This window comes from Streptomyces sp. DSM 40750, assembly GCF_024612035.1.
Taxonomy (GTDB): Bacteria; Actinomycetota; Actinomycetes; order Streptomycetales; family Streptomycetaceae; genus Streptomyces.
The window spans coordinates 7507399-7533589 of sequence record NZ_CP102513.1 but is presented as its reverse complement, the minus strand read 5'-3'; the positions used below and the strand labels follow the sequence as shown (position 1 = coordinate 7533589).

The 26191-nt window shown below is 71.1% G+C and carries 19 protein-coding genes; 6 read left to right on the top strand and 13 right to left on the bottom strand.

The window, feature by feature from the left end; all coding sequences use genetic code 11:
* Nucleotides 1-39: 39 nt before the first annotated feature.
* Entirely contained in the window at nt 40-636 is a 597-nt protein-coding gene (locus JIX55_RS33630; RefSeq protein ID WP_257566990.1) for a M48 metallopeptidase family protein, read from the bottom strand.
* Nucleotides 637-855: 219 nt separating this feature from the next.
* Here JIX55_RS33630 and JIX55_RS33625 point away from each other — a divergent pair, with 219 nt between their 5' ends.
* Nucleotides 856-2121 (top strand): TOMM precursor leader peptide-binding protein, encoded by a 1266-nt coding sequence (locus tag JIX55_RS33625; protein ID WP_257566989.1) that lies wholly within the window; start codon nt 856-858, stop codon nt 2119-2121.
* Nucleotides 2114-3469 carry an ABC1 kinase family protein gene (locus JIX55_RS33620; RefSeq protein WP_257566988.1) on the top strand — a complete coding sequence of 452 codons (1356 nt, stop codon included), beginning with the start codon at nt 2114-2116 and terminating at the stop codon, nt 3467-3469. The genes JIX55_RS33625 and JIX55_RS33620 overlap by 8 nt, the downstream gene beginning before the upstream one ends.
* A 128-nt stretch (nt 3470-3597) precedes the next feature.
* Here the strand turns inward: JIX55_RS33620 and JIX55_RS33615 are convergent, their stop codons facing one another.
* The 5 genes from JIX55_RS33615 to JIX55_RS33595 form a co-directional block, all read right to left on the bottom strand.
* Complete coding sequence (locus tag JIX55_RS33615; RefSeq protein WP_257566987.1) at nt 3598-3807, bottom strand: hypothetical protein; 210 nt, start codon at nt 3805-3807, stop codon at nt 3598-3600.
* A 150-nt stretch (nt 3808-3957) separates the two neighbouring features.
* Complete coding sequence (locus JIX55_RS33610) at nt 3958-4281, bottom strand: hypothetical protein (protein WP_257566986.1); 324 nt, start codon at nt 4279-4281, stop codon at nt 3958-3960.
* Entirely contained in the window at nt 4278-4646 is a 369-nt protein-coding gene (locus JIX55_RS33605; protein WP_030038270.1) for a WhiB family transcriptional regulator, read from the bottom strand. The genes JIX55_RS33610 and JIX55_RS33605 overlap by 4 nt, the downstream gene beginning before the upstream one ends.
* A gap of 173 nt (nt 4647-4819) precedes the next feature.
* Nucleotides 4820-5146, bottom strand: a complete 327-nt coding sequence (locus JIX55_RS33600; protein WP_257566985.1) for a hypothetical protein — start codon at nt 5144-5146, stop codon at nt 4820-4822.
* Nucleotides 5147-5310: 164 nt separating this feature from the next.
* Nucleotides 5311-7530 carry an ATP-dependent DNA helicase UvrD2 gene (locus JIX55_RS33595; RefSeq protein ID WP_257566984.1) on the bottom strand — a complete coding sequence of 740 codons (2220 nt, stop codon included), beginning with the start codon at nt 7528-7530 and terminating at the stop codon, nt 5311-5313.
* A 218-nt stretch (nt 7531-7748) separates the two neighbouring features.
* Between JIX55_RS33595 and JIX55_RS33590 the strand changes: the two genes are divergently transcribed.
* A complete protein-coding gene (locus JIX55_RS33590) occupies nt 7749-7991 on the top strand; it encodes a mycoredoxin (RefSeq protein ID WP_257566983.1) in 243 nt (80 codons plus the stop codon).
* Nucleotides 7992-8004: 13 nt separating this feature from the next.
* On the opposite strand, the gene nudC is transcribed toward JIX55_RS33590, so the two are convergent.
* The 5 genes from nudC to JIX55_RS33565 form a co-directional block, all read right to left on the bottom strand.
* Nucleotides 8005-8952, bottom strand: a complete 948-nt coding sequence (gene nudC / locus JIX55_RS33585; protein ID WP_257566982.1) for an NAD(+) diphosphatase — start codon at nt 8950-8952, stop codon at nt 8005-8007.
* Nucleotides 8953-9035: 83 nt separating this feature from the next.
* A complete protein-coding gene (locus JIX55_RS33580) occupies nt 9036-10448 on the bottom strand; it encodes a dipeptidase (protein WP_257566981.1) in 1413 nt (470 codons plus the stop codon).
* 10 nt (nt 10449-10458) lie between these two features.
* A complete protein-coding gene (locus tag JIX55_RS33575; RefSeq protein ID WP_257566980.1) occupies nt 10459-14055 on the bottom strand; it encodes an ATP-dependent helicase in 3597 nt (1198 codons plus the stop codon).
* A 125-nt stretch (nt 14056-14180) separates the two neighbouring features.
* Complete coding sequence (locus JIX55_RS33570; protein WP_257566979.1) at nt 14181-17552, bottom strand: ATP-dependent helicase; 3372 nt, start codon at nt 17550-17552, stop codon at nt 14181-14183.
* 311 nt (nt 17553-17863) lie between these two features.
* On the bottom strand, nt 17864-18229 hold the full coding sequence (locus tag JIX55_RS33565; RefSeq protein ID WP_306820055.1) for an MGMT family protein: 366 nt from the start codon (nt 18227-18229) through the stop codon (nt 17864-17866).
* 185 nt (nt 18230-18414) lie between these two features.
* On the opposite strand from JIX55_RS33565, the gene JIX55_RS33560 reads away from it, so the two are divergent.
* Entirely contained in the window at nt 18415-21216 is a 2802-nt protein-coding gene (locus JIX55_RS33560) for a lysylphosphatidylglycerol synthase transmembrane domain-containing protein (RefSeq protein ID WP_257566977.1), read from the top strand.
* Nucleotides 21217-21342: 126 nt separating this feature from the next.
* On the opposite strand, the gene JIX55_RS33555 is transcribed toward JIX55_RS33560, so the two are convergent.
* Nucleotides 21343-21618: a hypothetical protein gene (locus tag JIX55_RS33555; protein WP_257566976.1), complete on the bottom strand. Its 276-nt coding sequence runs from the start codon at nt 21616-21618 to the stop codon at nt 21343-21345.
* Nucleotides 21619-21724: 106 nt separating this feature from the next.
* On the opposite strand from JIX55_RS33555, the gene JIX55_RS33550 reads away from it, so the two are divergent.
* Complete coding sequence (locus JIX55_RS33550) at nt 21725-23275, top strand: alpha/beta hydrolase (protein WP_257566975.1); 1551 nt, start codon at nt 21725-21727, stop codon at nt 23273-23275.
* 119 nt (nt 23276-23394) lie between these two features.
* Nucleotides 23395-24894, top strand: a complete 1500-nt coding sequence (locus tag JIX55_RS33545) for an alpha/beta hydrolase (protein ID WP_257566974.1) — start codon at nt 23395-23397, stop codon at nt 24892-24894.
* A gap of 65 nt (nt 24895-24959) precedes the next feature.
* Here JIX55_RS33545 and moeZ read toward each other — a convergent pair whose 3' ends face one another.
* Nucleotides 24960-26138, bottom strand: coding sequence for an adenylyltransferase/sulfurtransferase MoeZ (gene moeZ / locus JIX55_RS33540; protein WP_257566973.1), 1179 nt, complete (start codon nt 26136-26138; stop codon nt 24960-24962).
* Nucleotides 26139-26191 lie beyond the last annotated feature (53 nt).

The window sequence follows — 26191 nt, the reverse complement described above, 5'->3', positions numbered from 1 at the left end:
GGCGCGGCTCGCCTTCCGACGGACGGCCGCGCGGTGCTGTCACTCGTCGCGCGCGGCCGACAGATGCGGCAGCCGGTCGGCGGCCACCACCCCTTCGAGGTAGCCGCGAGCGCGCTCTGTACGCGGATAGGCCTCCAGCAGCTGCCAGAAACGGGGCCCGTGACCCGGTACGAGCAAATGTGCGAGTTCGTGGAGGAGGACGTAGTCGACGACGTACTCGGGCATGCCCTGCAGCCGGTGCGACAGCCGGATGCTGCCCTCGGCGGGGGTGCACGAGCCCCAGCGGGTGTTCTGGTTGGTGACCCAGCGGACCGAGGTGGGCCGGGCGCGACCGCCGAAGTACTGGTCCGAGAGCCGGGCGGCGCGCTCCGCCAGTTCGGTGTCACCGAGGAGCCGTTTGCTTTCCTGCGCGGCCAGCTTGTCGAGCATGACGGTCACCCAGCGCTGCTCCTCCGCCTCGGACATCCGAGCGGGGATGAGCACGACGGTGCGATCGCCCTCGCGGTACGCGGAGACCGTTCTGCGCCGTCGCGCGCTCCTGCGGACCTCGATCGCGCTCGCCCCCGAGCCGCTTGGCGGCTGGCTCGTCGTGCTGCGCTGTGGCGTTCCGGCGCGGTGCAGTGGGTCGGCGGGCACGCCCCGACGTTACCCGCTGCACACGGGGGAAGTCCCGCCTCCGGGACGGTTCGATATCGATCCGCACTCCGAGCGCCTGATTTGTACGACGAATGCCTTCGCCTGTGGACAACTCTCGACACGCATCGTCGCGGTCCGTGCATGCTGGCACTCGTCGGCGGACCAGGCACTCGCACCGCCGGCAGACGGGGACCTTATTTCTGGCTACGGGGGCCGATCATGCATCCGATGGTGAAGCCCGCGCTCCGGCGCGGCTGGCGGGATCTCAACACCGTGCAGTTCGGTCTGGCACCGGCGCACGCCATGGTGCTGGGCCCCATGGACACGGCGACGGGCAGCTTCCTCGCCTTGCTCGACGGCACGCGCGGGCTGCCGCTCCTGCGCGACGAGGGGCGGCGCATGGGCCTGCCGGACGGTCATGTGGACGGGCTGGTGGAGCGGCTGGCCCGGTCCGGGTTGCTGGACGACGCGACGGGCGGCGGCCCGGCCGCGGACGACCTACGCGGCAAACCCGACGTCCTGGACCGGCTGCGCCCCGACGCCGCAACGCTCTCACTGGTCACGCCCGAGCCGGGCGAGGCCATGAAGCGTCTGGCCGCCCGTCGGTCACTGAGGGTGCAGGTACGCGGCGCGGGGCGGGTGGGGGCGGTGCTCGCCTCCCTGCTGTCGGGGGCCGGCGTAGGCGAGGTCGACGTGCGCGATGTCGGCCGGGTCGAGCCGTGGGACGTGACACCGGGCGGTCTGCCGGCCGAGTCGATCGGCGAGCGCAGGGATGCGGCGGCGCGCCGAGCCGCTCGCCACGCGGCACCCGATCGCCCGCCCCGGCGCCGCCGCGGACCCCAGCCGTCGGCGGACGCGTCCGAGGACATGCCGATGAGCCGCCTCCGCGAGGAGCCCGGCCTGTCGCTGGTGGTCCTCGCCCCACGCGACGGTGTCGACATCCACGCCCCCAAGCCCGCGGCAGCCGAGCCGCTCATGGCCTCGGGCACACCCCATCTCTATGCGGGTGTGGTGGAGGGGACAGGGGTGGTCGGCCCCCTGGTCCTACCCGGTGAGACGGGCTGTGCGGGCTGCCTCGACCAGAGCCGTACCGACCGCGACGACACCTGGCCGCGGCTGGTCGCACAGTGGCGATCCGGTCGCCCGCGCCAGGTCGAGGCCTGCGATCTGGCGCTGGCCACCACCGTCGCCGGACTGGCCGCGGGGCATGCACTCGCCTTCCTCGATGGCGGGATGCCGTCCAGCGCGGGTGCCCGTTGGGAGGTCGCGGTGCCAGGGTTCGCCTGGCACCCGCGCCCGGTGTGGCCTCACCCCGAATGTCCCTGCTCCGCCACTGAGAAGGGTGCCGTCGGGAAACGTAACGGGGAACACACATCAAAGGACGGGGAGGCGCACGAGACAATGGCGGGGCATCAGCGGTCAACGAGGTTGTCCCGCAAGGCATACGCGGCACGGCCTGCTGGGACTTGGAGGGCGCATGTCTGATCTTCCCCGAAAGGCGGTCACCCGGACCGCCAAGCTCGCCGCGCTTCCGCTCGGCATCGCAGGCCGGGCCACCTGGGGACTCGGCAAGCGAATCGTCGGCGAGTCGGCGGAGCTCGTGGGCCGCGAACTCCAGCAGCGCACGGCGGAGCAGTTGTTCAAGGTCCTGGGCGAGCTGAAGGGCGGCGCGATGAAGTTCGGGCAGGCCCTGTCCGTCTTCGAGTCGGCGCTCCCCGAAGAGGTCGCGGGTCCCTACCGCGCGGCGCTGACGAAGCTCCAGGACGCGGCGCCACCGATGCCGACCCGCACGGTGCACTCCGTGCTGGAGGAGCGCATCGGACAGGACTGGCAGAAGCTGTTCCTGGAGTTCGAGGAGAAGCCGGCCGCCGCGGCCTCGATCGGCCAGGTGCACCGCGCGGTGTGGCACGACGGCCGTGCGGTCGCCGTCAAGGTGCAGTACCCGGGCGCGGGCGAGGCCCTTCTCTCCGATCTCGGCCAACTCAGCCGGTTCGCCCGTCTCCTGGGACCCCTGATCCCCGGGATGGACATCAAGCCGCTCATCGCGGAGCTGCGGGACCGGGTCTCCGAAGAGCTCGACTACGGCTTGGAGGCCCAGGCCCAGCAGGCGCACGCGGAGGAGTTCGCGGGCGACCCGGACGTCGTGGTCCCGGCCGTGGTGCACCAGTGCGAGCAGGTGCTGGTGACCGAGTGGATGGACGGCACACCCCTCTCGGAGGTGATCACCGACGGCTCTCAGGAGCAGCGCGACCGGGCGGGCCAGCTACTGACCCGCTTCCTCTTCTCGGGCCCTGCCCGCACCGGCCTCCTGCACGCCGACCCGCATCCGGGCAACTTCCGCCTCCTGCCGGACGAGAAGCGCGGCTGGCGACTCGGCGTCCTCGACTTCGGCACGGTGGACCGTCTGCCGGGCGGCCTGCCGGCCCCGATCGGTGAAGCCCTGCGGCTGACCATCGAGGGCGAGGCCGAGGCGGTCTACGAGATGCTCCGCGCGGAAGGGTTCGTGAAGGAGTCGATAGACCTGGACCCGGACGCGGTCCTCGACTATCTGCTGCCCATCATCGAACCGGCCCGGGCGGACGAGTTCGCCTTCGCCCGCGGCTGGATGCGCAGCCAGGCCGCCCGCATAGCCGACCTCCGCTCCCCCGCCCACCAGTTGGGCAAGCAGCTGAATCTGCCCCCGTCCTACTTCCTCATCCACCGGGTGACCCTGAGCACCATCGGCGTCCTGTGCCAGCTCGGCGCGACGGTCCGTATGCGCGACGAACTGGAGGAATGGCTGCCGGGGTTCATATCGGAAGAGGAGGAGAGCGAGACAGCCGCGGAGGCGTAAGCGGCCGATCGCCGTCTCGGCGGGGCCGTTCCCGACCTATCAGGACATGACTCCGCCGAAGGACTGCTGCGGGCCCGGATGGCTGCGCCCGTGCGCCTGCCATCAGCAGCGCGACAACGGTGCAGGGCTCACCACCAGGCCGAGTCCAGGCGGCTCTCGATCGCTCGCAGGTTCTCCCGGGCGCAGTTCTCGCAGAAGTAGCGCCGTCCGCCGTTCTCCACGGAACAGCTCCACAGCGGCTGGGGAGCTTCGGCGGCGGTCCCACAGCGGGCGCACACGAGGGTCTGACGTTCCGCGGTGGGGCCGCTGCTGTCGCTGTCCCCGGAAAGACTCGTCACGCGGCGACGATATCGCCACGCCCGACGGATCCGTGGTCACAACGCACCGCGGGGGCCGGTCCGTTCGGACCGGCCCCCGCGGGGAGCCACTGCTATGGGATGTTCTGATGTGCCTGTCCAGGCTGGTTCATGTCGGTTGCCGCGTAGCGGCTACTGCATGACCGCCATGGCGAGCGCACGGCGGGCGCGCATCGAGGCGCGCTCGGCCCGGCGCTGCATCCGGCGGGCCACCGCCAGGCGCATGGCCCGGCGTTCCTGCTCGGCCTGGTGCAGGCGCTCGTGCATATGCGCACGAGCCAGGGCTTCTGGCATGAGATGCATTTCTCGGGTCCTGTTCTGACGCGAGGCGTTCGCGCCGGTGGTCGTGAAGTCTGGAATCGCGGAGCCGGCGGGCTCGTTCGTGGACGGCTTCATCGGGGCCTGCTTCTTGGGGTCGTGCGTGAGGGGGCGGTCGATCGTTCCGGTGATGTTCATGCCGTGACCGGGTTCTTGCGCGGGCGGCCACGGGGCCGCTTGCGGGCCACGACGACACCCTGGACGAACAGCTCGCCACCCCAGACGCCCCAGGGCTCACGCCGCTCCTTGGCGCCGGCGAGGCAGGCCTCGACCAGCGGGCAGGTACGGCAGAGGGACTTGGCGTACTCGACATCGGCCGGCGACTCGGCGAAGAAGACCTCCGGGTCGTAGGAGCGGCAGGGGACGGGTACGCCGAGGTTCTCGATGGCGTCGTCGAGCGCGGTGAGCGCAGTGAGCGGGGTCAAGGTGGAGTCCTCCGTGAGGCCGGGCGGGGGGATCGTTTCGGAAGGCGGTACGGACGGGGCGTGCGCTTCGAGTTGCACGGTTCGTCTTCCTCGTCTGGTCGTTCCGGCCTGTTGGCCGGTGGCGGCTGGTACCGGGTTCTTTTCTTGTCCCGAGGCCCCTTCGCTCTGCAGCCCCCGGTCGGGGACAAACAGAAGGGCCGCGGATCCCGGATGGGGTTCCGCGGCCCTGAAGGCGCCGGCCTGATCGTCGATCAGGCTGGATCACTCCAGGGTTCAGGCCCACGGAAGGCCCACATCAGGTGGTGCTGCGTTGTCTGCTTCCGGAATCCGGCACCGGCCGCCGCAAAGGCATAGGCCTGCGCCTGTGCCGCTACTGCTGCTGCTTCCAGTGCCTTGGTCGGTCGCTCATTGCGTTCGCGGACGGGAAGACCCGCCAGAGACACGGAGGACGCCGGACGGCCGCCACTGATGGCGGACAGACCGGTACCCAGGTTCGAGACGCCGAGCATGCACGTGGAGACGGCCGAGCGATCGGTCATTTTGACCGCGCTGATGAAGCTGGTGTTGATGCTGATCACTGGACTCGCCTCCTCTCGGCGTCTACGGGGACCGGCGCGAACCAATCCGACGGATATGAAGTACACCACGAAACCAGGGCCTTCGAGAAGGCCGCTGCTCTCGTGCCTAAGAACCTATGGGGATTGCTGGGGCATGCGCAAACTATTTTTTCGACGAGTTCGCATCAGTCGCTCTCGTCGCCGTCCCCAGGCTCCCGACCTGCGCAGATGTCGAGAACATCGGCGCCGTAGCGCTGCAGCTTACGGGCGCGGACACCGGGGATGCGACCGAGTTCAACCGGAGTGCTCGGCCCCGCTTCCGCGATGGCCATCAACGTCCGGTCGGTGAGGATGCAGAAGTCCGGCTGACCGCTGCGCCGCGCCTGGACCGCCCGCCACTCACGCAGTCGCTCGTAGAGACCCTCGTCCATGTCGGAGGGGCAGTCCTCGCAGCGCATCAGCTTCATGTCACCGGCGTCCCGCAGGGTGCGACCGCAGACCCGACAGCGAGCCGGGGTCCGGCTGGTGCGGCGCGGGACGGTCTCGGTGCCGCCTGCGACGCCGCCCGGTCGGCCGCCCGCCGAACCCAGTTCGACGCCTCCGGGGCCGCCTGCTCCGGTCCGGCCTGCCGTGGCCGTGGATCCGGGGCGCAGGCCGTTGAGGAAGCGGCTGGGGCGACGGTTGGGGCGGTTGCCGGGAGATCGGGACAGGGCCCAGGAGACGGAGAGTTGTTCCCGCGCTCGGGTGACGCCCACGTAGAGGAGTCGTCTCTCCTCCTCGATCTGCTCGTCCGTTCTCGCGTAGGTGATTGGCATCATGCCCTCGGCGACACCGACCAGGAAGACGACGTCCCACTCCAGGCCCTTCGCGGAGTGCAGTGAGGCGAGGGTGACGCCCTGGACGGTCGGGGCGTGCTGGGCGTTCGCCCTTTCATCGAGTTCCGCCACGAGGTCGCCGAGTGTGGCATCCGGCTTGGCGGCGGTGAAGTCGTGGGCGAGGTTCACCAGGGCCGCCAGTGACTCCCAGCGCTCCCTGACCGCGCCGGAGCCCGCCGGCGGCTCACCGGTCCAGCCTTCGCCCGACAGCACGGCCCGCACCTGTGAGGGGAGGTCGACGGCGTCCTCCAGGAGGGTGTCGTTGCCGCCGAAGCGGGCGGCGGCTCGCAGCGAGGCCCCCGCCTTGCGCACCTCGGGACGGTCGAAGAATCGCTCCGCGCCGCGCAGCTGGTAGGGCACTCCGGCGTCCGCGAGGGCCTGTTCGTAGGTCTCGGACTGGGAGTTCGTACGGAACAGGATGGCGATCTCGCTCGCGGGGACTCCGGAGGCGATGAGGTCGCGGATGCGGCGGGCGGCGCCCTCGGCCTCGGCCGGCTCGTCCGTGTACTCGCTGTAGCGGGGCTCGGGGCCCGGCGGGCGCTGGGAGATCAGTTCGAGGCGGTGGTCGGCGGCGCGGCCACGGGCCTGGGAGAGCAGGCCATTGGCGAGGTGGACGACCTGCGGGGTGGAGCGGTAGTCGCGGACGAGCTTGACGACGGTGGCGCCGGGATGACGGTGGCGGAAGTCGAGCAGATGGTCGGGAGTTGCGCCGGTGAACGAATAGATCGTCTGGCTGGCGTCGCCCACGACGCACAGGTCGTCCCGGTCGCCGAGCCACAGTTCCAGAAGGCTCTGCTGGAGAGGGCTGACGTCCTGGTACTCGTCGACCACGAAGTGCTGGTACTGCGAGCGGACCTGCTCGGCGATGTCGTGCCGGTCCTGGAGGATGCCGACCGTGAGCAGGAGAACGTCCTCGAAGTCGATGACGGCGCGCTCGCGTTTGAGGTCCTCGTACGTTGAGTAGATCTGGGCGATCTCGGCCGGGTCGCGGGGGGCATCGCGGCCGTACTTGGCGGTTGCGGCGGCGTAGTCGGCGGGGACGGTCCGGGTGACCTTGGACCACTCGATCTCGGCGGCGACGTCCCGGAGTTCGTTGCGATCGAGACGGATGCGGCAGGCGGCGGCCGCGTCCGCGACGAGTTGGATCTTGCGGTCGACGATGCGGGGCATGCCACCGCCGACGGCCTTCGGCCAGAAGTACTGGAGTTGGCGCAGCGCGGCCGAGTGGAACGTCCGGGCCTGGACTCCGGCGGCGCCGAGATGGCGGAGGCGACCGCGCATCTCGCCGGCGGCGCGGTTGGTGAAGGTGACGGCCAGCACGCTGGCGGGCTGGAGGATCCCGGCGCGCACTCCGTAGGCGATGCGGTGGGTGATCGCCCGGGTCTTGCCCGTGCCGGCGCCCGCCAGCACGCACACCGGACCGTGCAGGGCGGTCGCCACCGCGCGCTGCTCGGGGTCGAGCCCTTCGAGCACCGCGTCGGCCGAGTCGGGGACCTGCGGGAAGAGGGTGGAGTGCGTTGCTGATGTCACATGGCCATGCTGCCAGGTCGCCGGAGACGGCTGAGCCGGTTGTCCACAGGCAGGCACTCGCAGTCGTACTAATGCGGCAGGCGCGCCCGCGTTCCGGTGCGGCGGGCCCGCCTGGCCGCGGTGGTGGACCTACCCGCCCACGGGAATGGCCGGCCTGTCGCGTACGTTCCACTCACTGCGACCACGCATCCCCCGGACCGTGAAGGAGCGCCAGGAACATGGCGGGCACTGTGACGATGTACAGCACCACGTGGTGCGGCTACTGCCGTCGGCTGAAGAGCCAGATGGACCGCGAGGGCATCACGTACGACGAGATCAACATCGAGCACGACCCGGAGTCCGCCGCGTTCGTGGAGAAGGCGAACGGCGGGAACCAGACGGTCCCCACCGTCCTCTTCCCGGACGGTTCGACGCTCACGAACCCCTCGCTGGCGCAGGTCAAGCAGAAGATCGGCGCGTAACGGCGGAGGAGACCTAGCCGGTGTGACCTCGCGTCGGCAGGGGCTTGCCGTACCAGAGTTCGATCAGTCGGGCCGCGATCGAGATGCCGTAGGGAGGCAGGACCTCCCCGGACTCGAACGCGGCCCGCAGCTCTTCCCGGGAGAACCAGCGGGCCTCGTGGATCTCGTCGCCGTCGACGTCCACGGCGGTCGAGGTGGCACGGGCCATGAAGCCCAGCATGAGGCTGGAGGGGAAGGGCCATGGCTGGCTGGCGATGTACTCGACCTGGCCGACGGTGATACCGACCTCCTCGTGGACCTCGCGCCGTACGGACTGCTCGATGGACTCGCCGGGCTCCACGAAGCCCGCCAGGGTGGAGAAACGGCCCTCGGGCCAGTGGACCTGGCGGCCGAGCAGGATGCGGTCCTCGTCGTCCGTGACGGCCATGATCACCGCCGGGTCGGTGCGCGGGTAGTGCTCGGCGCCGCAGGCCGGGCAGCGGCGGATGTGGCCGGCCGCCGCGATCACCGTGCGCTCGCCGCAGCGGGAGCAGAAGCGGTGGGTGCGCTGCCAGTTCTCCAGGCCGACCGCGTGCACCATGAGGCCCGTGTCGCGCGGTGACAGCAGCATGCCTGCCTCGCGCAGTCCGGCCGGGCGCGCGGACTGGTCCATGCGGCCGGGGAGTGTGTCCTTCTGGAGTGCGAAGTAGCTCACACCGTCGGCGTCGGTGCCCAGGAAGTAGCGGTGCGCCTCGGTGAGGGGGGCCTCGAAGGAGGGGATCATGACGAGTTCGGTGGTGCCGTCCGGGGTCTCGTCGATGAGGACCTGACCGCCGGAGACCACGAAGCAGCGGGTCGTGGGGTGGCTCCACGCCGCGGCGAGCCAGGCCTCGTCGAGCCGGTGGTGGGCGGCCCGGTCGATGCCGCTCGGGGCGGTGAGCGCGATGGGTCGGTCGGCGGTGTGGTCGGTCCAGGTGGTCACGGGTGCTTCCAACTCCCCCGGTGAAACGGTTGATTGGGCGGGGCGTGCGGCGGGCGGATGCGCTGGGGCGTGCGAGGCCTTCTTCAGTGTGCCTCGCGGGAGCTTGGGGCCAGTTCGGCCCAGAGGTACGCGCTGGTCTCGACGCCCTTGAGGAGCAGGTCGATCTCGACCTTCTCGTTGGGAGCGTGCCAGCCGTCGGAGGGGACGGAGATGCCCAGGAAGAGCACGGGTGCGTCGAGGACTTCCTGGAGGTCGGCGGCGGGGCCGGAGCCGCCCTCGCGCGTGTAGCGGATGGGCTGCTGGAAGGCGCGGGCCATGGCCCGTACGACCGACCGCAGGGCCGGGTGGTCCAGGGGGGTCAGGCAGGGGCGGGTTGACCCGCTGAACGTGATCTCGTAGCGGATCCCGGCGGGTATCCGCTCGGCGGCCCAGGCGGTGACAGCCTTCTGGATGTGGTCCGGGTCCTGACCGGCGACCAGGCGGAAGGAGAGCTTCACCATGGCCGAGGACGGGATGATCGTCTTGCTGCCCGTGCCCTGGTAGCCGCCGCCGATGCCGTTGACCTCGGCGGTCGGGCGGGCCCAGACGCGCTCCAGGGTGGTGTGTCCGGCTTCTCCGTACGTCGCCGTCGACTTGGCCGTACGCAGCCACCGCTCCTCGTCGAAGGGCAGTTCGGCGAAGAGTTCTCGCTCTCGGTCGGTGAGTTCGACGATGCCGTCGTAGAAGCCGGGGATCGCCACGCGGGCGTGCTCGTCGTGCAGAGCGGCGACGAGGCGGGCGACCGCGGTGGCCGGGTTCGGTACGGCGCCGCCGAAGGAGCCGGAGTGGATGTCCTGGCCGGGCCCGTGCAAGTGGATCTCGCATTCGGCGAGGCCACGCATGCCGGTGCACACGGTGGGGGTGTCCTCGGCCCACATGCCGGTGTCGGAGACGATCACCGCGTCGGCGGCGAGCCGCTCGGCGTGCTCCTCGACGAGGGTGCGGAAGTGCGGGGAGCCGGACTCCTCCTCGCCCTCGATCAGCATCTTCAGGTGGACGGCGGGGGCGGTGCGGCCGGTGGCGGCGAGGTGGGCGCGGACGCCGAGTGTGTGGAAGAACACCTGGCCCTTGTCGTCGGCCGCCCCGCGCGCGTGGAGGCGGTTGCCGCGGATCACCGGCTCGAACGGCTCGGTGTCCCAGCCGTCGGCCCGCGCCGCGGGCTGCACGTCGTGGTGCCCGTAGACCAGGATCGTGGGGGCGTCGGGGTCCGCGGAGGGCCATTCCGCGAAGACCGCGGGGGCACCGGGCGTCTCCCATATCTCTGTGGTGGGGAAGCCGGTCTCCTTGAGTTTGGCGGCCAGCCAGTCGGCGCTGCGTCGTACGTCCGTCGCGTGCTCGGGCTGGGCCGACACCGACGGGATGCGCAGCCATTCCACGAGGTCGTCAAGGAAGGCGGCACGGTGGTTCTCGACGTACGTACGGACGACGCTGACGTCGCTGTCAACGGGCTGGCTCATGCTCACGAGCCTATCGGCCCGCACCGACATGCTCGTCCGGCGGTTCGTCCGTGACCTCTCCGGAGCCGTCTGCCGGTGACTCCGACCCGTTGGCGCCGGGCTCCTCCAGGAGCAGCCGCTCCAGCGCGTCCCGGTCGGGCAGGTCCTCGGGCCGTACGACGTCCCCGGTACGGACGTAGAGGAAGGCCGCCCCGACGGACTCCAGGGGCACGCCCTGCTGCTCGGCCCAGGCGAGCCGGTAGAGCGCGAGCTGGAGCGGGTCGGCGGTGCGGGTGCGGCTGGTCTTCCAGTCGACGATCTCGTACGTCGTCGTCCCGTCTCCGTCGCTCTCGCGGTAGACGGCGTCGATACGGCCGCGTACGACACGTCCGGCGATGCCGAGTTGGAAGGGTTCCTCTACGCGGTACGGCGTGCGGTGCGCGTACGGGGTGCGTTCGAAGGCGTCCTTGAGGGCCTCCAGGTCCAGTTCGTCGGCGATCTCGGCCTCGCTGCCGGGCAGTTCCTCGGGCTCCAGCATGGGCAGCCGCAGCTCTTCGAAGCGAGCCTCGACCCAGGCGTGGAACCGGGTGCCGCGACGCGCCGCGGGCTGTGGCGGGCGTGGCATGGGGCGCGCGAGTTCCTGCGCGAAGCCGTACGGATCGGCGGCCAGGCGCATCAGCTGCGAGGCGGTCAGCGACGTCGGCAGGGGTACGTCGGTGACCTTCGCTCGGGCACGCAGGAGCTCTCCGGTGAGGGCGTCCAGGTCGCGGTCCCAGGAGGCGATGGTGCGGGCGTCCTCCGGGGTGAGTCCGGACGCGGCGGGGTGCCTGCGGGCGTGTGGCACGACCGGCGTCCGTTCGTCCTGTCCGGGGTGGTGCACGCGCGCGTGGAGGGCCTGTGCGGGGCGACCCGACGACCAGGAGTCCCAGTCGGAGGTGTTCTCCTCGTCGAAGTCCTCGGCGGCGTCCGCAGGGAAGCCGTCCTCCCCGTAGGGGGCGTCGACCGGGAAACCGTCGTCCGCGTAGAGGCCCTCTTCGTCGTCCGGCGGGGGTGGCCAGTCCGGGTCGTCGTAGGAGTGGGGGTCCGGGTCGTGGGCGGTGCCCGGCGGCGTGTCCTCGTGCGAGGTGGCCCTCTCCAGGTGGGTCAGTACGGTCTCGGCGGCCGCGCGGCGCCGTGCCAGGGCCATGTCGTCGAGCGGGAGGGGCCAGGCGTGGTCGGCGGCCGCTTCGTGGAGGGCGGGGTTCTCGGCGTCCTCCTCGGGTTCGTCGGCCCAGGCCTCGATCTCGCCGTATCCCGCGGCACAGTGCGCGTACAGGTCGAGCAGGAAGTCGGACGGTCCGCGTGGGCGCTTCTGGGAAGGGCCCCACCAGTGGCCGGAGCCGAGGAGCAGGGAGCGGGGACGGGTGAACGTGACGTAGCCGAGGCGGAGTTCCTCGGTGTGCTGGTGGTCCTTCATGGCCTCCTGGAAGGCCTTCAGGCCGCGTGAGTCCCAGGCCTCGACGTCGGGGAGGGTGTCGGCGTCGCCGCGCAGTCGGTGCGGCAGGACCTTGCCCTGGGCGGTCCACTTCTCGCGGCCCTGGGTGCTCGGGAAGGTGCCGGTGACCAGCCCGGGGACGGCGACGACGTCCCACTCAAGGCCCTTGGACTTGTGGGCGGTGAGCACCTTGACGGTGTTCTCGCCGCCCGGCAAGGCGTTGTCCAGGCCCTTCTCGTACTGGGCGGCCGTACGCAGGAAGCCGAGGAAGGCCAGCAGGCTGGCCTCGCCCGCGCTGTTGGCGGCGAAGGAGGCCGCGATGTCCAGGAAGTTGGACAGGGTCTCGCGGCGGCGGGCGGCGAGCGCGTGCGGGGACGCGGAGAGTTCCACCTCCAGGCCGGTGACGGCGAGCACCCGGTGCAGGACGTCCATGAGCGGGTCGGCGAGCGAGCGGCGCAGGTCGCGCAGTTCGGCGGCGAGCCGGGCGAACCGTACGCGCGCGTCCGGCGAGAACGGCAGCCCGTCGTCCTCCCCCTCGGCTTCGAGCGGCAGCTCCAGGAAGGTGTCCAGGGCGTCCGCCAGCGAGATCACCTCGGACGGGTCGACGCCCTCGACGGCGGCGGCGAGCCGGCGGTCCGGGTCGTCGTCGCCGTCCACGCGCGCGTGGGACACGAGCAGCCTGGCCCGACGGCCCAGGAGGGCGAGGTCGCGCGGGCCGATCCGCCAGCGGGGGCCGGTGAGGAGGCGGACGAGGGAGGCGTTGGCACCGGGGTCCTGGAGGACCTCGCAGACGGCGACGAGGTCGGCGACCTCGGGGAGGTGGAGCAGCCCGGAGAGGCCGACGACCTCGACGGGGATGTCGCGGGCGACGAGTGCGCCCTGGATCTCGGCGAAGTCGGTGGCCGTGCGGCACAGGACCGCGATCTCGCCGGGTTCCTTGCCGGTGCGCACGAGGTGGGCGATCGAGTCGGCGATCCAGTCGAGTTCCTCGGCATGGGTGGGCAGCAGGGCGCAGCGGACCACGCCGTCGCGTTCGGCGCCGGGGGCGGGCCGGAGGGCCTCCACACCCGCGTGCATGGCCCGCAGGGGCTCCGCGAGGCCGTTGGCGAGGTCGAGGAGGCGGCCGCCGCTGCGGCGGTTCTCACTGAGCGCCTGGCGGGTCGCGGGGCGGCCGTCGGGGTGGGCGAAGTGCTCGGGGAAGTCGTCGAGGTTGGCGACGGAGGCGCCGCGCCAGCCGTAGATGGCCTGGCAGGGGTCGCCGACCGCGGTCACGGGGTGGCCGGTGCCGCCACCGAACAGGCCTGCCAGCAGAACGCGTTGGGCGACCGAGGTGTCCTGGTACTCGTCGAGCAGGACCACCCGGAACTCGTCCCGCAGGATGCGCCCCACCTCGGGGAGCCCGGCGAGTCCGGCGGACAGGGCGATCTGGTCGCCGAAGTCGAGGAGATCACGCTCGCGCTTGGCCGCCCGGTAGCGCCCCACCAGCTCGGTGAGTTCGCGCCGGGCGGCGGCCGCCTCGGGGATCTTGCGGAGGTCCGCGTTGGTGAGTTTGGCGCCCTCCAGTTCGCGCAGCAGTCCGGCGTCGTACGCGCGCAGGTCCTCGGGTCGTACGAGGTGCTCGGAGAGTTCGGAGTCGAGGGCGAGCAGGTCGCTGACCAGGTCGGGGAAGGAGCGGGTGAGCGCCGGATACGGGCCCGGGGACTCGCGGAGGACGCGCGCGGCGAGTTGGTAGCGGGTGGCGTCGGCGAGGAGCCGGGAGGTGGGTTCCAGGCCGATGCGCAGGCCGTGGTCGGTCAGGAGGCGGCCCGCGAAGGCGTGGTAGGTGGAGATGACCGGCTCCCCCGGCGGGTTGTCCGGGTCGATCACATCCGGGTCGGTGATGCCCGCCCTGACCAGGGCCTTGCGTACGCGCTCGGCGAGTTCACCGGCCGCCTTGTTGGTGAACGTCAGGCCGAGCACCTGTTCGGGGGCGACCTGGCCGGTGCCGACCAGCCACACCACGCGCGCGGCCATCACCGTGGTCTTGCCCGACCCGGCTCCGGCCACGATCACCTGCGGGGCGGGCGGCGCGATGATGCACGCCGTCTGCTCCGGGGTGAACGGGATGCCGAGGAGCTCCTTGAGCTGCTCGGGATCACTGATACGGGCGGACACCCCAGAGAGGCTAGCGCCGCCCACTGACAGCGGATGCCGGATCGCCCTCGGGGCGGGGAGAAGCGCTGGTCAGCACGTGTGGTGCGGTGGGTCACTCCCGACCGGGCCCAGGTCTGCCCAGGGCGTCACTCGACCACGTGACGGCCCTCGGGGCGGGCACTGCACGACGCCCGGAACGAGCAGTGTGAGCAGTGCTGTCCCGCGGTCGGGGAGAAACGTTCGTCCAGGACCTTGCCCGCGGCCGTGGCCAGGAGGTCTCCGACCCACTCGCCTGCCGCCCCCTCAAGGGGGTCCTGGGACTGCACCTTGGGAAGGGTCTCGCCGCCGTTCTTCTTGGGGGCGCCCTGCCGCAGTTGCACCAGTTCAGCGCCGCCCGGTTCGGGGCGTGTGCCGCCGAAGGGCTCGTCGACGGCACCCTCGCGGACCGCGAGCTGGTACACGGCGAGCTGGGGGTGGCGGGTCACCTCGGCGGAACTGACGGGCTGCTTGCCCGTCTTGAAGTCGACGACGTATGCGCGGCCCTCGGTGTCGGCCTCGACGCGGTCCATGGAGCCGCGGATGCGCACCTCGTAGTCGCCAGCTTCGAGGGTGACGTCGAAGTCGTGCTCACTGGCCACCGGGGCGCGTCCCGTGCGGTCCATGACATGCCACTTCAGGAAGCGTTCGAGCGCCACGCGCGCGTGCTGCTTCTCCTGCTCGGACTTCCAGGGCGCGTCGAAGGCGAGCGCGTTCCACACGGAGTCGAGGCGCTCCATGAGGACGTCGAGGTCGGCGGGGGTGCGTCCGGAGGCGACCTCGTCGGCGAGGACGTGGACGACGTTGCCGAAGCCCTGGGCGGCGGTCGCGGGCGCGTCGGCCTTCACCTCGCGGCCCAGGAACCACTGCAGGGCGCAGGTGTTGGCGAGCTGGTCGAGCGCGCTGCCGGACAGCACGACGGGCTGGTCGCGGTTCCTGAGCGGGACCTTGCTCTCGGTCGGCTCGTACATGCCCCACCAGCGGTACGGATGCGCCGACGGCACGAGGGGGCGGCCGTCCTCGTCGCTCAGCGCGGCCAGCCGCGCCAGGCGCAGGGCGGCGGCCTCGCGGAGGGCGTCCGACACGCGTGGGTCCACCGTCGTGGCGCGCAGTTCGGCGACGAGAGCGGCCACGGACAGCGGGCGGCGGGGGCGGCCGGTGACGTCCTTGGGTTCGACCCCTAGTTCGGCGAGGAAGCGGGAGGGCTGGTCGCCGTCGTCCGCGGGGGCCTTCACCGCGGTGACGACAAGGCGCTCACGCGCGCGCGTGGTGGCCACGTAGAACAGTCGTCGTTCTTCCGCGAGCAGCGCGCCCGGGGTGAGCGGTTCGGCGAGACCGTCGCGGCCGATGCGGTCGGCCTCCAGGAGCGAGCCGCGGCGGCGCAGGTCCGGCCACAGGCCCGCCTGGACGCCGGCGACGACGACCAGGCGCCACTGGAGGCCCTTGGAGCGGTGCGCGGTCATCAGGCGTACGGCGTCGGGGCGTACGGCCCGTCCGGTGAGTGTGTCGGCGGCGATGTCCTCGGCCTCGATCTCCGCCAGGAAGTTGAGGGCGCCGAGGCCGCCGGTGCGCTCCTCCGCGCGGGCCGCCGTGGCGAACAGCGCGCACACGGCGTCGAGGTCACGGTCCGCGTTGCGTCCTGCCGCGCCACCGCGCCGGGCGGCCCGCTCCAGGCGGCGTGGCCACGGTGTGCCGTCCCACAGCTCCCACAGCGCCTCCTCGGCCGTACCGCCGCCGGTGAGGCGCTCGCGGGCCTTCCGCAGCAGCGCGCCGAGGCGTTGCGCGCCCCGCGCGTACACGGGGTCGTGCGCCACCAGCCGCTCCGGCTCCGCCAGCGCGCGTGCCAGCAGTTCGTCCGAGGGCGGTGGTACGGGGTTGCCGCCGGCCCGCTCCTCCTCCCGCAACGCGCGGCCGAGGCGCCGCAGATCCGCGGTGTCCATGCCGGCGAGGGGGGAGGCGAGGAGGGTGAGCGCGGTCTCGGTGTCGAGCCAGGAGGGCTGCGACTCCGCTGCGTCAGTGGGCCGGTCGGACTCCCCGGCCTCCACAGGACCCGCAGCCTCCGTCGAGGCCGCCGGAGTCGCGTCCCCCAGCTCCGCCCGCGCCACCGCCCGCAGCGCCGTCAGCAGTGGCTGTACGGCCGGCTCGTGGCGCAGGGGCAGGTCGTCGCCGTCGATCTCCAGGGGCACGCCCGCAGCGGTGAGGGCGCGCCGGATCGAGGGGATCGTGCGGGCGCCTGCGCGGACCAGGACGGCCATCTCGCTCCAGGGGACGCCGTCCTCCAAGTGGGCCCGGCGCAGGACGTCCGCGACGTTGTCCAGTTCGGTGCCGGGTGTCGGGTACGTGTAGACCTCGACGCGGCCCCCGTCCCGTAGGGGCCTGAGCTCGCGGTGGGCCCGTACCTTCTCCGCCGGCAGACGGGTGAGCGGCATGCGCTGGGTGAGCAGGCGGGTCGCGGCGAGAAGGGCCGCTCCTGAGCGTCGGGAGGTCCTGAGGACGGCGACCGGGGCCTGGCGGCCGTCCGCGCGCGGGAAGGCGGACGGGAACTCCAGGATGCCGTTCACGTCGGCGCCCCGGAAGGTGTAGATCGACTGGTCGGGGTCGCCGAAGGCGACCAGGGTGCGGCCACCGCCCGCGAGGGCCCTCAGCAGCCGTACCTGCGCCGGGTCCGTGTCCTGGTACTCGTCGACATAGACCGCGTCGTACTGCGCGGCCAGGTGTTCGGCGACGCCGGGGCGGCCGGCGAGGAGCACCGCGCGGTGGACGAGTTCGGCGTAGTCGAGCACTCCTCGCAGGTCGAGGACGTCGAGGTACTCGGCGAGGAAGGTGGAGGCGGCGAGCCAGTCCGGGCGGCCGATGCGGGTGGCGAAGAGCCGCAGGTCCTCGGGGGCCAGGCCCAGTTCACGGCTGCGGGCGAGGACGGCGCGGACCTCGTCGGCGAACCCCCGCGTGGTGAGGCAGGCACGCAGTTCGTCCGGCCAGCGCACATGTGCGAGGCCCAGTCGCTCAAGGTCCGGCTGGCCCGCGAGCAGATCACGGACCGCCACGTCCTGTTCGGGGCCGGACAGCAGGCGCAGGGGTTCGACGAACAGGTCGCTGTCCTGGTGGGCGCGGACCAGGGCGTAGCAGAACGAGTGGAAGGTGGTGGCCTGCGGGGCGCGCGCGGCACCCATGCGCAGGGCCATGCGGTCGCGCAACTCCACGGCCGCCTTGCGGCTGAAGGTCAGGACCAGAACGCGCGAGGGATCCGCTCCACGGGCTACGCGGGCCGCCACGGACTCGACGAGCGTGGTCGTCTTTCCGGTACCCGGACCTGCGAGAACGAGCAGAGGACCGGTCTCGTGGTCAACCACACCGCGCTGCTCGGCGTCCGGACGAGGGGGGTCCGTTCGCGCCGGCGGGGTACGCACCAGTCGGTAAGCGCCACGGCTCCCCTGTCGCACCTGGGTGTGCGACAGGTACCTGGTGGAGGAAGAGGAGCTCACGTGGTTCGCCGGTCCTGGTGGGTGTGCGAGATGTCACTGCCGACGCGATGCGCCGTCGTCGATGGGTGGTGGTCGGGAAACGGGTGGAAGGCCCGCCGCTCGTCGCGGGCGGTGGCGGCGGGGTGAAAGGGACGTGTGCAGCCGACGCTACGCCGACGGGTGGTACGGAAGCGGTGCTTCCCCTTGTTCCCTCCCGACTCGCGCGGCACGTGCGTCCCTCGCCCCACGAACGTACGGCATGCCACCGACGCGCCCCGCTTCCCCCGTACGGACCAGGGGTCGCACCGAGGTCCGTCGAATGCCGGAAGCTGTCACGTGTGACCCTCCGCGCGCCCGCCGCCGTCCCAGCGCGCCCGTCTCATGTCGACGCGCGGCACATGGCCCTCGGTGGCGCGGCTCGCCTCGCGCAAGGGCGTGCCCTCCGCGAGGTAGTGGTCCAGGGCTCTCAGTTCGTGGCCGGGCAGCAGGACACCGTCGGCGCGGACGACCCGCCACCACGGAACCGCACCTCCGTAGAGGGCCATCACCCTGCCCACCTGGCGCGGGCCGCCCTCCCCCAGCCATTCGGCGACGTCCCCATATGTCATGACCCGCCCCGGCGGGATCAGGTCGGTGACCTCGAGGACCCGCTCCGCGTACTCCGGCAGGGCGTCCGCCGGAAGGCTCTCCTCGCTCATCCGCCCCATCCTGCCCCACCCCACCGACAATGGGACGTGGTGGCCGACGCGTGCGTCCCTCGCTCCGGGGGCGGTGTTCGGGCAGACTGTGCGCCCCCGCATTGCACCCTGATGCCCCTGCGTGCCCACCGGGCATGCCACCATCGTGCGGGCGGTGACTGGTGATACGAGACCAAGAAGAGACGATGAAGCAGCAGAGCGTGCACCCCGATGACCCGGCGGGCACCTCTGACGCCTCGTCGCGCCCGAACGCCGCCGACACCGACGACGAGGCCGCCGCACGCGTCTTGAAGAAGGACCCCGGCGCCGCCCCGGCCCCGGCCGAAAAAGCCTCCCCCAAGGCGCACGAAAACGACAAACAGCAGGTCGAGCGGGACGAGGACGACTTGGAGGACGCCCACGCCGAGGAGGTGGAGGGCGACGAACCGTTGCTCCCCGCGCGCGTGCACCGTCCCTCCGACCTCATGCGGCTGTCGGTCGGCATCCTCGGGATCATCGTGCTGCTGGCGATCGCCGCGTTCGCCCACGGCACCACCTCCGGGCTCGAACAGGACATCAACAAAGGCACGGGGCAGGCGCCCGATCTCCTGATCAAGCTCGCGGGCCTCGGGTCGAGCATCGCGATCCTGCTGGTGCCGGTCGCCTTCGCGATCGAGCGGCTGATCAAGCGGGACGGCCTGCGCATCGCCGACGGCGTGCTCGCGGCTGTCCTGGCCCACGGGGTGACGCTGGCCACCGACCTGTGGGTCGCCCGGGCCGCCCCGGACTCGATCCAGGAGGCGCTCACCCAGCCCTCCCCCGGCGACATCCACGCCCTCACCGACCCCGTGCACGGATATCTCGCGCCGGTCATCGCGTACATGACCGCCGTCGGCATGTCGCGCAGACCGCGCTGGCGGGCCGTGCTGTGGATCGTGCTGCTGCTGGACGCCTTCTCGATGCTGGTCACCGGCTACACGACACCGTTCTCGATCATCCTGACCGTGCTGATCGGCTGGACCGTCGCCTACGGAACGCTGTACGCGGTCGGCTCGCCGAACGTACGTCCGACCGGCCGGACCCTGATGGCGGGCCTCAGGCGGGTCGGCTTCAAGCCGGTGAGCGCGGCCCGTGAGGAGGTCCCCGAGACGGCAGAGGGCGGTGACCGGGGCCGCCGGTACTTCGTGACGCTGGAGGACGGTCCACCCCTCGACGTCACCGTTGTCGACCGGGAGCAACAGGCGCAGGGCTTCTTCTACCGGGTCTGGCGGCGGCTGACGCTGCGCGGCATCACCACGCGCCGCAGCCTCCAGTCCCTGCGCCAGGCGCTGGAGCAGGAGGCCCTCCTCGCATACGCGGCCATCGCGGCCGGCGCCAACGCGCCCAAGCTGATCGCGACCTCCGAACTCGGTCCGGACGCCGTGATGCTCGTCTACGAGCACACCGGCGGGCGGACGCTGGACTCGCTGGCGGACGACGAGGTCACCGACGCTCTGATGTCCGACACCTGGCACCAGGTGAAGGCACTCCAGTCGCGGCGCATCGCGCACCGCAGGCTCGTGGGCGACGCGATTCTGGTGGATCGTTCCGGCATGGTGATCCTGACCGATCTGCGCGTCGGCGAGATCGCGGCCGGCGACCTGGTGCTGCGCATGGACGTCTCCCAGCTGCTGACGACGCTGGGCCTGCGGGTGGGCGCCGAGCGCGCGGTGGCCTCGGCGGTGAGCGTGCTCGGCCCCGACGCGGTGGCCGACTGCCTGCCGATGCTGCAGCCCATCGCGCTGTCGCGCTCCACACGCGCGACCCTGCGCAGACTGGCCCGGGAGCGCGCGGAGCGCGAGCGCGAGGCGGTCCTGGAGGCGTCCCATCTGGCCAAGCAGGCCCGCGGGGAGGAGCACAAGGAGGCCGCCGGGCCCAGCAAGGCCGACAAAAAGGCCGTACGGGCCGAACAACGGGCCGAGAAGCGGGCGATCGACGAGGCCCTGGAGGAGGCCCGCGAGGAGGACCTGCTCACCCAGATCCGCCACCAGGTGCTGTTGATCAGGCCCCAGGCACCGGTCGAACCGGCCCGTCTGGAGCGGGTCAAGCCGCGCACTCTGATCAGCCTCCTCGCCGGTGCCATCGGCGCGTACTTCCTGCTGACCCAGCTCACGCACATCGAGTTCGGTCCGCTCATCGCGAATGCCGAGTGGGGCTGGGTCGCCGCGGCGGTGTTCTTCTCCGCGCTGAGCTATGTCGCGGCGGCGATGAGCCTGCTGGGCTTCGTGCCGGAACGGGTGCCGTTCCTGCGGACGATCGCGGCGCAGGTCGCCGGCTCGTTCGTGAAGATCGTGGCGCCGGCCGCGGTGGGCGGTGTGGCACTCAACACACGCTTCCTGCAGCGTGCGGGGGTGCGGCCGGGGCTCGCGGTGGCGAGTGTCGGTGCGTCGCAGCTCTTCGGGCTCGGCTGCCACATCCTGATGCTGCTCGCCTTCGGCTATCTGACCGGCACCGAGAAGACGCCGTCCCTGTCGCCGTCCCGCACCGTCATCGCGGGCCTGTTGACGGTCGCGGTACTCGTCCTGGTGGTGACGTCGATCCCGTTCCTGCGCAAGTTCGTCGTCACGCGCGTGCGGTCGCTCTTCGCCGGTGTGGTGCCCCGCATGCTCGACGTGCTGCAGCGGCCGCAGAAGCTGGTCACCGGCATCGGCGGCATGCTGCTCCTCACCGGCTGCTTCGTGATGTGCCTGGACGCCTCGATCCGCGCCTTCGGCAACGAGGACGTCTCGATCAGCCTCGCCAGCGTCGCCGTCGTCTTCCTCGCGGGCAACGCGCTGGGGTCCGCCGCGCCGACACCGGGCGGTGTGGGCGCGGTCGAGGCCACCCTGACGGTCGGTCTGATCGCCGTCGGCCTCCCCAAGGAGGTCGCCGCGCCCGCGGTGCTGCTGTTCCGACTGCTGACCCTGTGGCTGCCCGTGCTGCCGGGATGGCTGGCCTTCAACCAGTTGTCACGAAAGGGAGCCCTCTAGGCCCGGACTTGGCGGGTCGTTGATTCGTATGGTGTGGCCGGCCTGGGGGTGTCCTGGGCCGGCGGTGTGGCGTTGTGGGTGGGGTGTGTCGATGCCTTCCCGGTCCCGGCGGCCACGGTCGCAGCGTCAGCGCTTTGAAGTGGCGGTGACGTCCGTGGTGGAGAAGCGTCTGGGCGCTCTGCTTGTCGCTGCCGAGTCTCCGCGCCGACGGGACATCGCCGGATCGTCGACGAGGTGTGTCCGGGGGGCGGTGGGGCGGACCCGGCGGTTGTCCGGGTAGAGGCCGGTCATGGTCTCCTCGGGGCCGAGCGTGCGTCTGACCTGCCGTTCGATGAGGCAGAACACCAGCAGGGCCAGGCAAATGACCTGGATCAGGGCGGCGACGCGTCGGTTGTGCTGCACCGTCCCGCGTGCACGGGGTAGACGCGCGCGTAAAGGCCTGTCCCTCGCCTCACCCGCACGGCCCGCGCCCCGAGCGCACCGACCCGGGTCGTTCCAGGATGGGCGCATGCTCACCTCGCCTTGGCCGCGCCCCGTCGCCCTGACCGCCATCGCTGTCCTGCTGTCCCTGTCTGCGGCGGGCTGCGGCGACGAGGCCAAGGGCGACGACGAGGACCTGACGGCCCAGAAGCTGAGCTGGAAGACCTGCGAGGCACCGTCCGAGTCCCAGGGCGGCGGGCCCGCGCCGTCACCGCTGGCGGACGGCGACGCCTGGCAGTGCGCGACCATGAAGGCCCCCCTCGACTGGGACGAGCCCGACGGTGACACGATCCCCCTCGCGCTGATCCGGGCCGAGTCCAGCGGCGCCAAGAGCCGACGCATCGGCTCACTCGTCTTCAACTTCGGCGGCCCTGGCCTCTCGGGCGTGAAGACGCTCCCCTCTTTCGGCGAGGACTACGCGAACCTGCGTACCCGCTACGACCTGGTGAGCTTCGATCCGCGCGGCGTCGGCCGCAGCGCGGGCATCGAGTGCGAGGACGACGAGGAACTCGACGAGTACTTCCAGCAGGACGCGACCCCGGACGACGCGTCCGAGCGAACGGAGTTCCTCGACAACACGAAGACCTTCAACTCCGCCTGCGAGAAGAACTCCGGCAAGGCCCTCCCGCACGTCCGCACCACGGACGCGGCCCGCGACATGAACCTCATGCGCCAGGTCCTCGGCGACGACAGGCTCCACTACTTCGGCTTCTCCTACGGCACCGAACTCGGCGGCGTCTACGCCCACCTGTTCCCCAAGAGCGTGGGACGAGCCGTGTTCGACGCGGTCGTCGACCCGACGAAGACGGCGGAGCAGGGCTCGCTCGGACAGGCCGAGGGCTTCCAGCTGGCGCTCGACAGCTACGCCCGGGACTGTGTGGCGAAGGCGGAGGGCTGCCCGGTCGGCGACACCGAGCAGGACGTCGAGGACCGGATCACCAAACTGCTCAGCGACCTCGACGGCGAGCCGATCACCGGAGCCTTCCCCCGCGACCTGACCGAGTCGGACGCGAGGACCGGTATCGCCCAGGCCCTGTACTCCCAGGACCTCTGGCCATATCTGACGGAAGGCCTGGAACAGGCGTACGGCGGGGACGGCCGCCTGCTGATGCTGCTCTCCGACTCGCTGAACGGGCGCAGTGAGAACGGCGAGTACAGCAACCTCACCGCGGCGAACATCTCCATCAACTGCGCGGACGACAAGCCGCGCTATACGACCGAGGACGTGGAGGCGAGGCTGGCCGACTTCCGGACGGCCTCGCCCGTCTTCGGCGAGTGGCTGGCCTGGTCCATGCTCAGCTGCACCGACTGGGCCGTCGCCGGCGCGGCCGACCGTCCCGACGTGCGCGCCCCGGGCTCGGCCCCGATCCTCGTGATCGGCAACACGGGCGATCCGGCCACGCCGTACGAGGGCGCGCGGAGGATGGTGGGGGCGCTCGGCGAGGGAGTCGGTGTCGAGCTGACGTACAAGGGGCAGGGGCACGGTGCGTACGGCAGCGGGAATGCGTGCGTGCGGACGGCCGTGGACGGCTACCTACTGACGGGCAAGGTGCCGAAAGCCGGTACGGTCTGCTCGTAAACGTGCAGGTCAGAGCGTTATCCACAGGCGATCTCGATGTTCACTGCAGTCCGCATACCATGGCATGACTGTCATTCGGGACATCCGGGGGACGGTACCGCGAGAGGGGGGAAGTGCGCATGACACGATTTCCACGGGGGGCGGCGTTGGCCGCGGCAGTGCTACTGATCGCGGGCTGCAGTGGCGGCGACGACGAGGCGGGTGATGGGAAGGCCTCCGCGTCTTCACTGGCGTCCCAGAAGCTCGACTGGGGGCGTTGCAAGGCGACACCGGAGGGCCCGGCACCGGGCGGCGACTGGCAATGCGCGACGCTGAAGGTGCCGCTGAACTACACGAACCCGGACGACGGGACGATCGGGCTCGCGCTGATCCGCAGCAAGGCGACCGGCGACGACGACGAACGTCTCGGCTCGCTCCTGTTCAACTTCGGCGGGCCCGGCGGCTCCGGCGTGTCCACGCTGCCGTCGTACGCGGGGCTCACGAGCGAACTGCACGAGCGGTACGACCTGGTGAGCTGGGATCCGCGCGGGGTCGCCGAGAGCGAGGGCGTGCGCTGCCGCAGCGACAAGGAGATCCAGGCGGGCGAGTCGGTGGACGCCACCCCGGACGACACGGCCGAGGAGGCCGCCTTCTTCAAGGACGCGGCCGACTTCGGCGCGGGCTGCGAGAAGGCCGCGGGCAAGCTGCTGTCACACGTCTCGACCGCCGAGACCGCACGCGACATGGACCTCATGCGCCAGGTCCTCGGCGACGAGAAGATGCACTACTTCGGCATCTCGTACGGCACCGAACTCGGCGGTGTCTACGCCCACCTGTTCCCGAGGAACGTGGGACGCCTCGTCCTGGACGCGGTGGTCGACCCGACCGCAGACACGGTGGGCCACGCGAAGAACCAGAGCGTGGGCTTCCAGCGCGCTCTCGACAACTACCTCAAGTCCACGGGCCAGGATCCGGAGGAGGGCACGCGGAAGATCGAGGACCTGCTGGAGCGGATCGACGCCGAGCCACTGGCGACGACGTCCGGCCGCGAGCTCACCCAGACACTGGCGACCACCGGTATCGTCCTGCCGCTCTACAGCGAACAGAGCTGGCCGACTCTGACAAGCGCGCTCGACGCGGCCGAGGACGGCGACGGCACCGAGCTGCTGGCGCTGGCCGACGGCTACAACGAGCGCGACCCCTCAGGCCGCTACGGCACGACGACCCACTCCCAACGGGTCATATCGTGCCTGGACCAGAAGGAGCGGCCCACGCCGGAGGAGACGAAGAAGCTGCTGCCCGAATTCCGGGAGATCTCGCCCGTCTTCGGCGAGTTCCTGGGCTGGGACACGGCGGGCTGGTGCCACGACTGGCCGGTGGCCGGCCTGACGGACTCACCGGACGTCAGCGCATCGGGAGCGGAGCCCGTCCTCGTGGTGGGCAACACCGGGGACCCGGCGACGCCCTACGAGGGCGCGCGGAAGATGGCCGAGGAGCTGGGCGAGGGCGTCGGTGTGGTGCTCACCTGGAAGGGCGAGGGCCATGGGGCGTACGGCAGCGGCAGCGACTGTGTCGACTCGACCGTGAACTCGTATCTGCTGGACGGGACAGTGCCGAAGGACGACAAGGTCTGCACGTAGTCGGCCCAACCGCCGAAAGGGGCCCGGCACCCGCGGTGCCGAGCCCCTTCCTGGAAGGCCTGTGTCTAGTAGACCGGCTTGTCCGGCTCGATCTGGTGGACCCAGCCGATCACGCCGCCGCCGACGTGGACCGCGTCGGCGAAGCCCGCCGACTTCAGGACCGCGAGGACTTCCGCACTGCGGACACCCGTCTTGCAGTGCAGGACGATCTTCTTGTCCTGCGGGAGGGCCTCCAGGGCGGTGCCCATGAGGAACTCGTTCTTCGGGATCAGCTTGGCGCCCGGAATGGAGACGATCTCGTACTCGTTGATCTCGCGAACGTCGATGATCTCGATGTTCTCGCCGTCGTCGATCCACTCCTTGAGCTGCTTGGGAGTGATCGTCGAGCCGGCGGCCGCCTCTTGGGCCTCCTCGGAGACGACGCCACAGAAGGCCTCGTAATCGATGAGCTCCGTGACGGTGGGGTTCTCGCCGCAGACCGCGCAGTTCGGGTCCTTGCGGACCTTGACCTGGCGATACTGCATCTCCAGGGCGTCGTAGATCATCAGACGCCCGACCAGGGGCTCGCCCGTGCCGGTGAGGACCTTGATGGCCTCGGTGACCTGGATGGAGCCGATGGACGCGCACAGCACACCGAGGACGCCGCCCTCGGCGCAGGAGGGGACCATGCCCGGCGGCGGGGGCTCCGGGTAGAGGCAGCGGTAGCAGGGGCCGTGCTCGGACCAGAAGACGGAGGCCTGGCCGTCGAAGCGGTAGATCGAGCCCCAGACGTACGGCTTGTTCAGCAGCACGGCCGCGTCGTTGACCAGGTAACGGGTCGCGAAGTTGTCCGTGCCGTCGACGATCAGGTCGTACTGGCTGAAGATGTCCATCACGTTCTCGGCCTCGAGCCGCTCTTCGTGGAGGATCACGTTCACGTACGGGTTGATGCCGACGACGGAGTCGCGGGCGGACTCGGCCTTGGAGCGGCCGATGTCGGCCTGGCTGTGGATGATCTGGCGCTGCAGGTTCGACTCGTCGACCTCGTCGAACTCCACGATGCCGAGCGTCCCGACGCCCGCCGCGGCCAGGTACATCAGCGCCGGCGAGCCCAGGCCGCCGGCGCCCACACAGAGCACCTTGGCGTTCTTCAGCCGCTTCTGCCCGTCCATCCCGACATCGGGGATGATCAGGTGGCGGGAGTACCTGCGGACCTCGTCTACGGTGAGCTCGGAAGCGGGCTCGACCAGGGGTGGCAGCGACACGGGGACTCCGTTGGTCGGTCAATCACTACGGTTGTTCTCCGCGTAACACTGCC